The sequence below is a fragment of the Actinosynnema sp. NPDC020468 genome (assembly GCF_040642015.1).
Lineage (GTDB): Bacteria > Actinomycetota > Actinomycetes > Mycobacteriales > Pseudonocardiaceae > Actinosynnema.
Map to the genome: position 1 here is coordinate 17,528 of NZ_JBFAEO010000053.1, position 13,165 is coordinate 30,692.

General features: G+C 70.3%; 14 protein-coding genes. 5 read left to right on the forward strand and 9 right to left on the reverse strand.

Annotation, left to right across the window (positions count from 1 at the left end):
- Positions 1 to 1,336 precede the first annotated feature (1,336 nt).
- From AB0G50_RS29730 to AB0G50_RS29750, 5 genes are all read right to left on the reverse strand, one after another.
- Positions 1,337 to 2,044, reverse strand: a complete 708-nt coding sequence (locus tag AB0G50_RS29730) for a VTT domain-containing protein (protein WP_360114996.1) — start codon at positions 2,042 to 2,044, stop codon at positions 1,337 to 1,339.
- A gap of 19 nt (positions 2,045 to 2,063) precedes the next feature.
- Positions 2,064 to 2,252, reverse strand: coding sequence for a hypothetical protein (locus AB0G50_RS29735; RefSeq protein WP_360114999.1), 189 nt, complete (start codon positions 2,250 to 2,252; stop codon positions 2,064 to 2,066).
- A gap of 5 nt (positions 2,253 to 2,257) precedes the next feature.
- A complete protein-coding gene (gene nagA, locus AB0G50_RS29740) occupies positions 2,258 to 3,415 on the reverse strand; it encodes an N-acetylglucosamine-6-phosphate deacetylase (protein ID WP_360115002.1) in 1,158 nt (385 codons plus the stop codon).
- Positions 3,412 to 4,299, reverse strand: a complete 888-nt coding sequence (locus tag AB0G50_RS29745; protein WP_360115005.1) for an ROK family protein — start codon at positions 4,297 to 4,299, stop codon at positions 3,412 to 3,414. The genes nagA and AB0G50_RS29745 overlap by 4 nt, the downstream gene beginning before the upstream one ends.
- Positions 4,300 to 4,925: 626 nt before the next feature.
- Positions 4,926 to 5,504 (reverse strand): SigE family RNA polymerase sigma factor, encoded by a 579-nt coding sequence (locus AB0G50_RS29750; protein ID WP_360115008.1) that lies wholly within the window; start codon positions 5,502 to 5,504, stop codon positions 4,926 to 4,928.
- 66 nt (positions 5,505 to 5,570) lie between these two features.
- Here AB0G50_RS29750 and AB0G50_RS29755 point away from each other — a divergent pair, with 66 nt between their 5' ends.
- A complete protein-coding gene (locus tag AB0G50_RS29755; protein ID WP_360115011.1) occupies positions 5,571 to 5,858 on the forward strand; it encodes a YciI family protein in 288 nt (95 codons plus the stop codon).
- Here AB0G50_RS29755 and AB0G50_RS29760 read toward each other — a convergent pair.
- Both AB0G50_RS29760 and AB0G50_RS29765 read right to left on the reverse strand, forming a co-directional pair.
- Positions 5,855 to 6,751 carry an SDR family oxidoreductase gene (locus tag AB0G50_RS29760; protein ID WP_360115014.1) on the reverse strand — a complete coding sequence of 299 codons (897 nt, stop codon included), beginning with the start codon at positions 6,749 to 6,751 and terminating at the stop codon, positions 5,855 to 5,857. The two genes, AB0G50_RS29755 and AB0G50_RS29760, sit on opposite strands and share 4 nt — an antisense overlap.
- Before the next feature lie 36 nt (positions 6,752 to 6,787).
- Positions 6,788 to 7,720, reverse strand: coding sequence for an aldo/keto reductase (locus tag AB0G50_RS29765; protein WP_360115017.1), 933 nt, complete (start codon positions 7,718 to 7,720; stop codon positions 6,788 to 6,790).
- A gap of 110 nt (positions 7,721 to 7,830) precedes the next feature.
- Here AB0G50_RS29765 and AB0G50_RS29770 point away from each other — a divergent pair, with 110 nt between their 5' ends.
- Positions 7,831 to 8,661, forward strand: a complete 831-nt coding sequence (locus AB0G50_RS29770; RefSeq protein ID WP_360115020.1) for an LLM class F420-dependent oxidoreductase — start codon at positions 7,831 to 7,833, stop codon at positions 8,659 to 8,661.
- On the opposite strand, the gene AB0G50_RS29775 is transcribed toward AB0G50_RS29770, so the two are convergent.
- Positions 8,658 to 8,942: a DUF427 domain-containing protein gene (locus AB0G50_RS29775; RefSeq protein ID WP_360115023.1), complete on the reverse strand. Its 285-nt coding sequence runs from the start codon at positions 8,940 to 8,942 to the stop codon at positions 8,658 to 8,660. The two genes, AB0G50_RS29770 and AB0G50_RS29775, sit on opposite strands and share 4 nt — an antisense overlap.
- Positions 8,943 to 9,035: 93 nt before the next feature.
- On the opposite strand from AB0G50_RS29775, the gene fbaA reads away from it, so the two are divergent.
- Positions 9,036 to 10,070 carry a class II fructose-bisphosphate aldolase gene (gene fbaA / locus AB0G50_RS29780; RefSeq protein WP_360115026.1) on the forward strand — a complete coding sequence of 345 codons (1,035 nt, stop codon included), beginning with the start codon at positions 9,036 to 9,038 and terminating at the stop codon, positions 10,068 to 10,070.
- A gap of 62 nt (positions 10,071 to 10,132) precedes the next feature.
- On the opposite strand, the gene AB0G50_RS29785 is transcribed toward fbaA, so the two are convergent.
- Positions 10,133 to 11,242: a hypothetical protein gene (locus AB0G50_RS29785; protein WP_360115029.1), complete on the reverse strand. Its 1,110-nt coding sequence runs from the start codon at positions 11,240 to 11,242 to the stop codon at positions 10,133 to 10,135.
- Positions 11,243 to 11,523: 281 nt separating this feature from the next.
- Between AB0G50_RS29785 and AB0G50_RS29790 the strand changes: the two genes are divergently transcribed.
- Positions 11,524 to 11,931: a DUF3151 domain-containing protein gene (locus AB0G50_RS29790; RefSeq protein ID WP_360115032.1), complete on the forward strand. Its 408-nt coding sequence runs from the start codon at positions 11,524 to 11,526 to the stop codon at positions 11,929 to 11,931.
- Between the two features lie 4 nt (positions 11,932 to 11,935).
- Entirely contained in the window at positions 11,936 to 13,096 is a 1,161-nt protein-coding gene (locus tag AB0G50_RS29795) for an FUSC family protein (RefSeq protein WP_360115035.1), read from the forward strand.
- Positions 13,097 to 13,165 lie beyond the last annotated feature (69 nt).

A 13,165-nucleotide genomic window follows, 5' to 3' on the forward strand; every position in this document is an offset into this window, starting at 1 on the left:
CGACGCTCCACCAGCGATGTCGTAGTCGAGTGTTACTCAGGTTGCCGTGGTTGCGGACTGCATGAGTTTTGACCTGTGGTTATGTGTTTCGGATAGTTTCGGCTGACAGTTTCCAGTCAAACTGGAACTGTTTACTGCTGGAAAATCAAGGTTTCCTACTGGAAGTTGTCGGTGGCCATCTTGTTCTTGTTCGTTGAAGAGTTCGTTCACGCACGATGTTCGAAGAGTTTCTTCATGATGCGGACCCGGTCGTCATCACGGGGACTTGCCCACTTGGTGTACGTCGAGTGGGCAAGGTCGGGCTAAGCATCTACCAGCATCGACGTCCTGCGGTAGAGATGTGCGGGAGTGGTGGTGTCGACCGCAGGGTCGGCGTCGGGGGCGTCTCGCGCAACTCCCTGCCGACCTCGGATCAACCGCGCCGCCGGTTGTCGTGCCCTAGGGGCGAGGATTCCCATCCAACGTCGAGTGGATTGCGCGAGCGCGCTAAGAATGCTAGGGTGGTGCTCAACGAACAAAGCGCTTCCACAGGCACGTCCGGTTTGTGTATCCGGATGCCCATGGAAGCGCTTCGTATCAAGTCATGGTGTTCTTTGAAGCTTGCCTCACAGGTATTCTAGCTGGTCGGCGAGGTTTGTGCCACCTCTACCGTCCGAGCGGGACACATGACGACGAAGGTCCCGGCAGCCCACGTGCTGCCGGGACCTTCGTGGCAAGAAGGCTCCTTGCGAAGGGCCTGGACCGTCAACGAGCGGCTGGCGGCGAGGGCCCGAGTCCGTGGTCTCCTTCTGTGCAAGGTGCCCGCCACGGCGAGGACTCTGCCGAGCGCACTGGCCCACTGCCCGAGTGCGCCTCATGCCTCCTTGTCGAGGCGCAAACACGACACCAGTCCGGTGAGTACGACCTCGACGGGCACTCCAACGGCCAGGTTCCGACAAAGTGCTCTACGGGATCATGTCCAGATCATGGTTGACAGGCCTCCGGCGGAAGCCTGTGTGGATGGAGCACCGCCGGAGCGGGCCCGGGCGGTTCGACCCATCTGTGCCCGCCGTTCGACAGGCCGCCCGATGCCGTAGGCCTCGCCGCACGCCTGGGCACTCATCACGGTGAACGAGTTGATCATGTCGCCGGATCTCGCGCGAGGTCGAGGCGGATTGCACGGTCGGGTAAGCACGAAACAGCTCGAGGCGGCAGACGCGCGAGGAGGTCCTTGTGGGGCAGTCGGGCGTGTGCGGGGGCTGGACGCCCGCACGCACCGAGTCCAGCAGTCTGGGAGCTATGGGCGACGTTCCGGTTGCAGGTGTTCCCTGCGGGCGGTTGGTCGGCGCCGGAGGAGCTAGTCGATCCGCCGGAACTGCTGGGTGATGTCGTCGGCCTCCTGGCGCAGCAGGTTCTTCTTCTCCTTGCGCGCCTTGAGGACCTCGATGACGATCGGGATCACCGACACCAGCACGATCAGGATCAGGATCAGCTCGATGTTGGTGCGGACGAACGTGATCTGACCCAGGAAGTAGCCCAGGATCGTCAGGCCCGCGGCCCAGCCGACACCGCCGATGGCGGAGTAGGTGAAGAAGCGCTTCGCGTCCATCCGGCCGACGCCGGCCATCGCGGTGATGAACGTGCGCACCACCGGCACGAAGCGGGCCATCACGATCGCGCGGGCGCCGTACTTGTCGAAGAACGCCTGCGTCTTGTCGACGTACTCCCGCTTGAAGATCTTGGAGTCCGGTTTGGAGAACAGCGCCGGTCCGGCCCGGTGGCCGATCCAGTAGCCGACGACGTTGCCCAGGAACGCGCACGCCGTCAGCAGCAGGCACACCAGCCACAGCGGGTAGTCCAGCAGCGGCGGCGTGGCCGCGACGAACAGGCCCGCGGTGAACAGCAGGGAGTCGCCGGGGAGGAAGAACCCGACCAGCAGGCCGCACTCCGCGAAGATGATGAAGCACAGCCCGATCAGCATGTACGGACCGAGGCCCTGGAGGAGTTTTTCCGGGTTCAGCCAGTCCGGACCGAGGGCAACCGTGGAGGTGAGCGCGACCGTCACCGGGACAACGGTACAGGTCCTACCGCAGCGTCATGACCGCGACGACCGTGCCGGCGGCCAGTCCGAGCAGCACGGCGAGCATCAGCACCCACCCCGCGCCCATGCCCGGTTCGTCCGGAACGCGCGCGGGTTCCACGGGCGTGAGGTTGGAGCTGGTGGCCTGCGCCCGCAGTGCGTTCGCCACCAGCTTCTCCTGCTCGTCGGCCACGAGCGTCAGTCTTTCACCCAGGCACCCCGGCTCATCACCTCGCGGGGCTTGAGCTCGGCGTCGAGCACCACGAGGTCCGCGGCCAGACCGGCCCTCAGCTCGCCGGTTTCGCCCTCCAGGCCCAGCAGGTGCGCGGGACGGGTGGACGTCGCCACCACCGCCTCCTCGACCGTGAGGCCGCACGAGGTGACCGCGTTGCGGAACGCCGCGTCCATGGTCAGCGTGCTGCCGGCCAGCGACGCGCCGCCCGCGAGCGTCGGGACGCCGTCCACCACGCGCACCTCCAGGCCGCCCACGTCGTAGACCCCGTCGCCCACGCCGGCCGCCGCGATCGCGTCGGTGACGAGGACGGTGCGGTTCACGCCCGCGTGCCTGGCCGCCAGCCGCACCGCGGTCGGGTGCAGGTGCACCAGGTCGCAGATCAGCTCCACGGTGACCCGCTCGTCGTCCAGCAGCGCGCCGATCGGGCCCGGCTCGCGGTGGTGCAGCGGGCGCATGCCGTTGAACAGGTGCGTCGCGACGGTCGCGCCGGCCTCGATCGCCGGACGGATCTGCGCCTCGGTGGCGTCCGTGTGGCCGATCGCGGCCAAGACATCGTTGTCGACCAACTGGCGCACCGCGTCGACACCGTGCTCCAACTCCGGTGCGACGGTGATCATCCGGATCGTGCCGTGACCCGCCTTCAGCAGCAGGTTGATCGACGCCGGGTCCGGCGGGGTCAGGATCGCCGGGTCGTGCGCGCCGCACCTGGCGGCCGACAGGAACGGGCCCTCCAGGTGGATGCCCGCGACCACGCCGTCCTGGACCAGCTCGGTCAGCGCGCCCACCTGGTTCGCCAGCTCCGGGATCGGCCGGGACACCAGGCTCGCCAACATCGTCGTGGTGCCGTGCTTGCGGTGCGCGTTCGCGGCCTTGCGCACGCGGTCCGGGTCGGCGCTCGTGAACGCCTCGCCGCCGCCGCCGTGGCAGTGGATGTCGACGAAGCCGGGCACCACCCAGCCGTCGCCGATGTCGGTCGTCGGCCCGTCAGGTGGTGTCCCCTCGCCGACGGCCACGATCCGGCCGTCGCGCACCGCGACCCAACCCCGCGCGAGCACCCCCTCGGGCGTGACGACCCGACCACCGGTCAGGGTCACGTCCACGGGTCCACCCCACGTGCTCATCTCTCCTCCAGCATGTCGATGGCCAGCAGCGCGGCACCGAGGCACCCGGCCTCGTCACCCAGCGCCGCCAGCCGCAATTCCGGTCTCCGCTGGAAGGTGATCAACCCGTCCAGTCGGTCCCGCAGTGGGTCGGTGAGCAGGTCGCCCGCCAACGCCAGACCGCCGCCGAGCACGACCGCCTCGGGACCGAGGAGTGCCGCGACCAGCAGGATGCCCCTGGCCAGTGCGTCCACCGCCTCGTGCCACACCGTGACGGCGTCCACGTCGCCCGCTCGGACCAACCTCGCGACCTCCGCCGCGCCCTGCACCGGGCGGAGGGTCCGCTCGGTGTATCGGCGCGCGATGGCCGCGGAAGAGGCCCGTGCCTCGACACAACCCGTCTGGCCGCAGCCACAGGGGTCGCCGTGGCCGACTTCCACGTGCCCGATCTCGCCGGGCAGGTTGCGGACGCGGCCGTCGATCAGCAGGGCGGCGGCGATGCCCGTGCCGATGGGCATGATGACGGCGTTGTCCAGGTCGCGCGCGTTGCCGAGCCGGTGCTCGGCCAGGCCGCCGGCTCGCACGTCGTGGCCGAACGCCGTCCGCAGGTTCGTCGCGGCCTGCGTCTTCGCGACGAACGGGTAGTCCTTCCAGCCGAGGTTCGCCGAGTACACCCCGATGCCGTTCGCCTCGTCGACCAGTCCGGGTACGACCAGGCCCACGGCGTCGATCGGGTGTTCGGTGGCCGCGCGCAACTCTTCGACCAGGCCTGCGACCTGGCCTACGACGCCGTCGGCGTCCCGGACCGTGGGACACCGCTGCTGCTTCACCGCCTGCACCTGCGACGAGGTGCCGGTGACCAGAGCGGCCTTGGTCTCCGTTCCGCCGACATCGACGGCAATCACGTGTCTTGTGCGCGCCACGAGGGTCGATACTGCGGCATCCGACCTCCATTGGTCTATACCAAGTGCCCGATTCCCCCTCCCAGGTCTGCACCTATCCCGGTCTGCGGGCTGGTTCGGGGGGTGTTTCGGGGGGGTGCGGGTGTGGGATTCGGGGGGTGGGTGGGGTGTGGGGCGGGTGTGGGAGCGCTCTCGCTTCGGGAGTCGTCCAGTGGGGCTTCGGGGGTCGTCCAGTGGTGCACCCTCGGTAGTCCAGTGGACACCATCGGTTAGGTGTGGTACTGGAGAGTCGCGTGGCGCTGGGGTGCGTTGTTCGGGGTGTTACGTGACGTCGGGGGTGCGTTGTTTTGGGGTGTTGCGTGACGTCGGGGTGCGTCGTTTTGGGGATTGCCCGCGTTTAGGGCGTGTCCTCGCCGGACGGGCAGGCCTCCGGGGAGGAAGGGCGTTGCGTGTTCTCCCCGTATGGCCTGCCTGAGGCAACCACATGCGTCAAGGGGGCAGTTTTTGAGTTTGGGCGGCGGTAGCGCTTTGAGTGCCCCCTTGACACATGCGGTTGGGCTTCGCCCAGGCCATACGGGGAGAACACGCCAGGCTTGGCCTGTGTGCCTGGCGGCACTGGTTCTTGCTGGTCAGCGGGCTGCCATGATTTTTTGTAGGGCGTCCAGGGCTCGGCTTGCGGTGCTTTTCACCGTGCCCTTGGAGATTCCTGTTGCTTCTGCGATTTCGGCTTCCGAGAGGTCGCCGTAGTAGCGCAGGACCAGCACTTCGCGTTGTCTTGGTGGGAGTTGGGAGAGGGCCGCGACCACTGCCTGGTGCTCTGCGGTCAGCATTGCCAGGCTTTCCGCCGACCTCGCGTTCGCTACGTGCGGCGGGGTGTAGTCGCGGGCTGTTTTGCGGCGCCTCAGGACGCTGCGGGAACCGTTCACGACCGCGGTGCGCAGGTAGCCCACTGCCGCCTGGGCGTCGCGGAGGTTCGACCAGTTCCGGTACAGGCCCGTGAAGGCCTCCTGGACCACGTCCTCCGCGGTCGCGGGCTCGTCCACCAGGAGCAGGGCCAGGCGGACCAGGCGCATGCGGTGTTGGCGGTAGAGGTCTTCCAGGGTCAGCGGGCCCGTGGGGGCCGGGGGAGCGCTGTCCTGGATGCGCAGGTTCGTGAGCGTGTCCTGGACACGCGCGATGCCGCCGTTGTTCTGATCCGGACCGACCACGGAAAAGACCGTACCCCGTGACCGGGTAGCTTCGGCGCGGCGTTGGACTTCGTGAAGGGGTGTTCGATGGCTCGGTACGCGGTCGAGTTGGTTTTCGGTGACGACGAGGCGACCCGGTTGGCCGTTCGGCCCGCGCACCGGGAGTACCTGGCGACCCTGGTCGAACGGGGTGTGCTGGTGCTCTCCGGGCCGTGGGTGGACGACACCGGCGCGCTGCTCGTGTTCGAGGTCGACGGCGAGGGCGACCTGGAGAAGATCTTCGCCGACGACCCCTACACGCCCGCCGGCGTCGTGGCCGAGACCCGGGTTCACGAGTGGAAGACCGTCATGGGGACCTGGCTGCCCCGCGACTAGCCCTTCCTGGCCGCCTCGCCGCCCGGTCCGACCAGGCTCGACGTGGTCGGGTCGGCGGTGGCCATGGCGCGGTCGGCGGCCGGGACGGACTTCGCGGCCTGGGTGTCGACCACGCGCGGGGTGAAGGCGCGGAAGAGCTTCAGGGCGCCGACCCAGCGCGGGACGTGCACGGTCCGCGCGCGCTTCTCGACGCCGCGGACCACGGCCTTGCCCACGGCGGACACCGGGTACTTCTTCGACGCCAGGCCCGGCATGCCGCTGCGCAGCGGGCCGAACACGGGGTGCCGGTCGGCGCTGTCCACCATGTCCGTGGAGATCCACGAGAAGTACGCGACGCCCACGCCGACGCCCAGGTGGCGCACCTCGGCGCGCAGGCTGTCCGCGAACGCCTCGCAACCCGCCTTCGCCGCCGAGTAGGCCGCGTTGCCCGGGATGTGCACGATGGCCGCCAGCGACGACACCACGAGGCAGTACCCGCGGGACGCGATCAGGTGCGGCAGGCACGTCCGCACGGTCCGCCACACGCCGAGCAGGTTCACCTCGATCACCCGCTCGAACGCGGCCGGGTCGATCGAGCGGACGAAGCCGGTGGCCGCGATGCCCGCGTTGGCCACCACCACGTCCAGGCCGCCGTAGTGGTCGACCACGCCGTCGACGGCGGTCTTCAGGGCGTCCCAGTCGGTGACGTCCGCCTCCCACGCGCGGCCGCCGCACTCCGCCGCCACCTCGCGCAGCTGCTCGCCCTCCAGGCCGACCAGCGCGACCTTGGCGCCGCGGGCCGCGAGCCGGCGCGCGACCTCGGCGCCGATGCCCCTCGCCGCCCCAGTGACCAGCACGACCTTGCCCGCAACGTCCACGGTGACCTCCTCGAACCCGGTTCGCCAGGAGGTCACCGTAACGCAACTTACCGCCAGTAAGCTACTGGAGAGTTAAGCTTCGCCGGCGCGGGTCAGCAGGTCGACCTCCTCGGCCTTCAGCTCCAGCCCCAGCGCGGGCAGCAGGTCGGCCAACTGCGCGGTCGACCTTGCCGAGGCGATCGGCGCGGCGACCGTCGGGCGGGCGGCGAGCCAGGCCAGCGAGACGGCGGCGACGGGCACGTCGTGCGCGGCCGCGACCTCGTCCAGCGCGGCGAGCACGCGCAGGCCGCGGTCGTCCAGGTAGCGCGACGCGGCGCCCGCGCGCGGGCTGTCCACCTCGACGCCCGGGCGGTACTTGCCGGTCAGGAAGCCCCTGGCCAGGCCGAAGTACGGCGCCGAGGACAGGCCCGCGCCCTCGACCACGGACGCGAGTTCGCCCTCGTAGTCGCGCTCCACCAGGTTGTACTGCTGCTGCAAAGCCACGTAGGAGACCAGGCCCTCGCGGGCGGAGGTCTCCAGCGCCGACGCGAGGCGGGGCGCGGTGAAGTTCGACGCGGCGACGTGGCGGACCTTGCCCGCCTTCACCAGCCGGTCGAACGCGGCCAGCGTCTCCTCCTGCGGCGTGCCCTCGTCGTCGCGGTGCGCGTAGTAGAGGTCGATGTGCTCGACGCCGAGCCGGCGCAGCGAGCCCTCGGCCTGCTCCTCGATGGTCTCCGGACGCAGGTTGTCCCGGCCGGGGAGCATGCCGACCTTGGTCGCCAGCACCACGTCGTCCCGCCTGCCGCGCCGCTGGAGCCACGCGCCGATGACGGTTTCGGACTCGCCGCCGACGTGCCCGTCGATCCACGCCGAGTACGAGTCGGCGGTGTCCACGAAGTTGCCGCCGGCCTCGGTGTACGCGTCGAGCACGGCGAAGGAGGCGGCCTCGTCGGCGGTCCAGCCGAACACGTTGCCGCCGAGCGCGAGGCGCGACACGTCGAGGTCGCTCGTTCCCAGTTTCGTCATGGGTCGAAGCTAGTCGGGCACCCGCGCTGACGTCGAACGATCTTCCTCGCGGACTAAATCCCGGCGCGTGCCGGTTGGGACGGGTGACGTGGATTTCGAGGAGGGTCGAAGTGTCGGTGCAACTGGGCGAGTTCGGTGTGTGGAGCCTGTCGGCGCAGTGGGGCGCGGGTGACGGCGAGGCGGTCGCCGAGCTGGAGGAGTTGGGCTTCGGCACGTTGTGGCTCGGCGGTTCGCCGGACCGCAGCGTGCTGCCGACGGTGGCGGGGCTGTTGGACGCCACGTCCAAGCTGACCATCGCGACCGGGATCATCAACGTGTGGACGACCTCGGCCGAGGACGTCAACGACGGGTACCGCGAACTGGCGTGGACCGACCGGTTCCTGGTCGGCATCGGCGCCGGGCACCGGGAGACGCTCGGTGAGACCTATCACAGCCCCTACCGCAAGCTCGTGCACTACCTGGACGAGCTCGACGTGCCGCGGGACCGGTTGGCGCTGGCCGCGCTCGGGCCGCGGGTGCTGAGGCTGGCCGCCGCGCGCACCAGCGTCGCGCACCCGTACCTGGTGACGCCGCGGTACACGGCGTGGGCGCGGGAGACGGTGGGCTCGGGTGTGCTGCTGGCGCCGGAGCAGCACGTGGTGCTGGAGACCGACCCGGAGGTCGCGCGGGCGCGGGGGCGCAAGGCGCTGGAGCTGTACCTGGGCCTGTCGAACTACCTGGCGAACTGGCGGCGCGACGGGTTCACCGACGAGGACTTCGCCGACGGCGGCAGCGACCGGCTGGTGGACTCGCTCGTCGCCTGGGGCACGGTCGAGCAGGCCGCCGCGCGGGTGCGCGAGCACCGCGACGCCGGCGCCGACCACGTGGGGATCCAGGTGATCGGCGCCGACGGGAAGCACTCGCCGGAGGCCTTCCGGGAGCTCGCGGCCGCGTTGCGCTAGGGACTGACCTCGACGCCGTTCCAGAACGCCACGTGGCCCTTGATGTTCGCCGCCGCGTCCTTGGGTTCCGCGTAGTACCAGACGGCGTCGGGGTTCTCCTGGCCGTTCACGTGCAGGGAGTAGTAGTTCGCGGTGCCCTTCCACGGGCACACCGACGTGGTGTCGGACGGGCGCAGGTACTGCGCGTGCACCGACTCCAGGGGGAAGTAGTGGTTCCCCTCCACGACTTCGGTCTGTTCGCTCTCGGCGATGATCTCGCCGTTCCACCGTGCGATCGCCATGCACCCACTATGCCGGTGATCGACTTCTCCTGCCGGACGGTGCCCGTAGGATGCAGCCGTACCGCGTTCCGGGCACCTGAGGAGGACCTACCGATGCCCATCGCAACCCCCGAGGTCTACGCCGAGATGCTTGATCGGGCGAAGGCGAACTCGTTCGCCTACCCCGCCATCAACGTCACCTCGTCCGAGACGCTCAACGCGGCACTGCGCGGTTTCGCGGAGGCCGAGAGCGACGGGATCATCCAGGTCTCCACCGGCGGTGCCGAGTTCGCCTCGGGCACCAAGGTGAAGGACATGGTGACCGGCGCGGTCGCGCTGGCCGAGTTCGCGCACGTGGTCGCCGAGAAGTACCCGGTGAACATCGCGCTGCACACGGACCACTGCCCCAAGGACAAGCTCGAGGGCTACGTCCGGCCGCTGATCGGGATCTCGCAGGAGCGCGTCGACCGCGGCCTGAACCCGCTGTTCCAGTCCCACATGTGGGACGGCTCCGCGGTGCCGCTCGACGAGAACCTGGTGATCGCGGCCGAGCTGCTCGAGCTCTCCGCCAAGGCCCGCATCATCCTCGAGATCGAGGTGGGCGTGGTCGGCGGCGAGGAGGACGGCGTCGCGCACGAGATCAACGAGAAGCTCTACACCTCGCCCGAGGACTACCTCAAGACCGTCGAGGCGCTCGGCACCGGCGAGAAGGGCCGCTACCTGGTGGCGGCGACGTTCGGCAACGTGCACGGCGTGTACAAGCCGGGCAACGTGAAGCTGCGCCCGGAGATCCTCAAGCAGGGCCAGGACGTGGTGGCCGAGAAGCTGGGTCTGCCCGCCGGCTCGAAGCCGTTCGACCTGGTGTTCCACGGCGGCTCCGGCTCGCTGCTGGAGGAGATCCACGAGGCGCTGGACTACGGCGTGGTGAAGATGAACATCGACACCGACACGCAGTACGCGTTCACCCGGCCGATCGTGGGCCACTTCTTCACCAACTACGACGGCGTGCTCAAGGTGGACGGCGAGGTCGGCAACAAGAAGGTCTACGACCCGCGCTCCTACCTGAAGGCGGCCGAGCAGGGCATGGCGACCCGCATCGCCCAGGCCTGCGAGCACCTCCGCTCCTCCGGTCGCATGATCGCCGGCTAGGCGCCGAACCACGACGAAGCCCCGGGACTCCAGCGGAGTCCCGGGGCTTTTCGGTGTGCGGGCTAGAGGGCGGCGGGTGCGGGTCGTCGTCGCCTGGTGAGCACGAGGGCGGTCCAGAACGCGGCCAGGAGCAGGAACGTGGCGGCGGCCGAGGTGTAGTTGACGGGCGGCGCCGCGTCGAGTTGTTGCTGGGCCCAGATGCCGGCGTAGCCGAGGCCGGTCACCGCGGCGGCGCCCAGGACGGCGGACAGCGGCGCGGGCAGCCGGCCGAGGTGGGCGGCGTCCACGGCCAGTCCGATGAGGACCAGGAACACCGGCACCGCCGAGATCGGGAAGTCGATGCCCGCGAGCAGCGGCCAGATCAGGCAGCGGTACGCCACGTAGCCCGCCGCCACGGCGGTCGCGGCCCACGGGGTGCCGATCGTGCGCCTGGCGAGCACCAGCACCAGCGCGGCGGCCACCAGGCCCCACACCGGGTACACCCAGTCCGCGATCGGCAGCGAGAACTGCACGATGGACGCCCGGTCGACCGGCCGGCCGATCTGGTCGGCCGCGAACCGGAGCAGGCTCGGCTCCGCGTACGGGTCGCCGCGGTCCCACGACGCGATCTCCAGCACCCCGTACTCCTGGTGCTGGTTCGGGAACCACGCGTTCTCGAAGAAGAAGAACCACAGCGCGACCAGGCCGGGCACCCGCCACCGGTCCATCGGGTGGTACTTCAGCCACCCGCGGATCGCGCCCGCGAGCATGATCGCGGTGCCCAGGTACAGCAGGGCGTGCGACCCGCTCCACGACGTGATGTCGAGGCCGTTGATCCGGTGGTTGATCAGGTCGATCGGCAGTGCGACCAGGAACACGCCGGTGCCGTACTGCATCAGCCGCAACGAGAGCTTGTCGACGCCGTACCCGGTGAAGGTGTGGAAGATCGTCAACCCCACCACCAGCACCGTGCCCACGGTGTTGATCATGTGCGGGGGCGCCAATTCGTCGCGCAGCCACTTGAAGTGCCACGCCACGTCCCAGGACGAGCCGAGGAGCTTGAGCGCCAGGCCCACGAGCCACAGCCGGTACAGGCCCGCCGCGAGCGCCGGCGGGGTCTCCCTGCCGGGCTCGCCGCGTTCCCAGTACCGGTCGCGGAAACGCGCGATGCGATCGACTACCCCCGTTTTCACCCGCCCATGATGCGTCCCGGCCGGTCGAACGAGAAGGGTGACTCGCCCTGGGATTTCCCTGAATGTCCCCTAGGGGGTCGTGTTGACCAGCACATTCGCCGTGCCACTAGGCTCGTCGGGTTAACCGGGTTGATCTGTTCGGCCCCAGCTTGGAACGGTGTGGCACCGAGAGTTCACTGAGAGGAGTCCGATGGGCAAGAGGGTCGTCGCGGGTCTGCTCGCGGGTCTGCTCGTGCTGGCACTGGTCGCTGCGGTGGCGCGCCTGTTCCTATCCTGAGGTCATGGAGAACCTGCTCGGTCCCGGACCCACCCTGCTCCCCGAACGGCCGGAAGCGCAGTCCGCCGCCGAGGCGGGCACCGATCCGGCCAAGATCGTCCGCGCGTACCCCGACTTCAGCGAGGCGTGGGCGCTGCTGGCCGAACGCGCGTTGCAGACCGGTGATCCCGTCGCGGCCTACGCGTACGCCCGGACCGGCTACCACCGCGGGCTGGACCAGTTGCGCCGCGCCGGCTGGAAGGGCCACGGCCCGGTCCCGTGGTCGCACCGCCCCAACCAGGGCTTCCTGCGCGCCCTCGCGGCGCTGGCCCGTGCCGCCGACGAGATCGGCGAGTCCGAGGAGTACGACCGCTGCCGGGCGTTCCTGGCCGACAGCGACCCGGCCGCGCCCTCCGCGCTCGGCCTGAGCTGACCGGGTGACCGCACCGGACGACCGGGGGCCGGCGCGCGTGCTCCGCTCCGGGGCACGGCGGTTGCGCCCGGCCGCGGTGCGGCGCGAGGTGGGCAGGCGGGTCCGCCGGTGGCGGTCGACCGCGCTGCCGATCCTGCACACGGCGGTCGCCGCCGGGTTGTCGTGGCTGGTGGCCACCCGGGTCGTCGGCCACGAGCACCCGTTCTTCGCCCCGATCGCGGCGGTCGTCTGCCTGGGCGTGTCGCTCGGGCAGCGGCCGCGGCGGGCCGCCGAACTGGTCGTCGGCGTCTCGGTCGGCGTCGGCGTCGGCGACGTGCTGATCTCGTTGATCGGCTCAGGGCCGTGGCAGATCGCGCTGGTCGTGGCACTGGCCATGTCCACCGCGGTGCTGCTGGACGGCGGCGCGGTGATCGCGTTGCAGTCGGGCTCGTCGGCGGTGCTGGTGGCGACGCTGCTGCCGCCCAGCGCCGGCGGCGGGCTCGACCGGATGGTGGACGCGCTGGTCGGCGGGCTGGTCGGGCTCGCCGTCACGGCGTTGCTGCCGGCCGACCCGATGCGGGTGGCGCACCGGCAGGGCAAGGTCGTGTTCGGCGAGTTGACCGCGGCGCTGCGCGGTGTGGCGGACGCGGTGGAAACCGGCGACACGACGAAGGCGGCGGGCGTGCTGACCCGGCTGCGGTCGAGCCAGGACGCGATGGACGAGTTCCGCGCCGCGCTCCAGGCGGGCGGCGAGATCGCGACCATCGCCCCGATCCGGTGGCGGTCGCGCGACGACCTCTCCCGGTACGCGGCCGCCGCCGCGCCGGTCGACTACGCGCTGCGCAACACCCGCGTGCTGGCCCGCAGGGCGCTCGCCGCGCTGCGGGACGGCGAGGAGGTGCCCGAGGTGCTGCCGGACGTGCTGCGGCGCTACGCGGACGCGGTGGACGTGCTGCGGGTGGAACTGGCGCGCGGCGTGGAGCCGACCGCCGCCCGCACCGCCGTGAGCGACGCGGCGAAGGCGACGACCACGCGGCTGCTCGGCGGCGAGGGCCTGTCCACGAAGGTGGTGCTGGCCCAGATCCGCTCGGTGGCGGTGGACCTGCTCCAGGCGACCGGGATGACCCGGTCCGACGCGGCGGCCGCGTTGCCGCCCCTCACGCGCGGGGGCGGCAACCGGTCTTGACCTTCCGCCGCGCCCTCACGGGGGCGGCAACCGGCGGGCGCTCGGCCTCCAGCCGGCCTCTTCCGGGCA

Bases quoted from the DNA above. Each gene is read 5' to 3' on its own strand.
- AB0G50_RS29765 (WP_360115017.1), bottom strand. From the start codon at position 7,720: ATGACGAAACTGGGAACGAGCGACCTCGACGTGTCGCGCCTCGCGCTC.
- fbaA (WP_360115026.1), top strand. From the start codon at position 9,036: ATGCCCATCGCAACCCCCGAGGTCTACGCCGAGATGCTTGATCGGGCG.
- AB0G50_RS29790 (WP_360115032.1), top strand. From the start codon at position 11,524: ATGGAGAACCTGCTCGGTCCCGGACCCACCCTGCTCCCCGAACGGCCG.
- nagA (WP_360115002.1), bottom strand. From the start codon at position 3,415: ATGAGCACGTGGGGTGGACCCGTGGACGTGACCCTGACCGGTGGTCGG.
- AB0G50_RS29775 (WP_360115023.1), bottom strand. From the start codon at position 8,942: ATGGCGATCGCACGGTGGAACGGCGAGATCATCGCCGAGAGCGAACAG.
- AB0G50_RS29755 (WP_360115011.1), top strand. From the start codon at position 5,571: ATGGCTCGGTACGCGGTCGAGTTGGTTTTCGGTGACGACGAGGCGACC.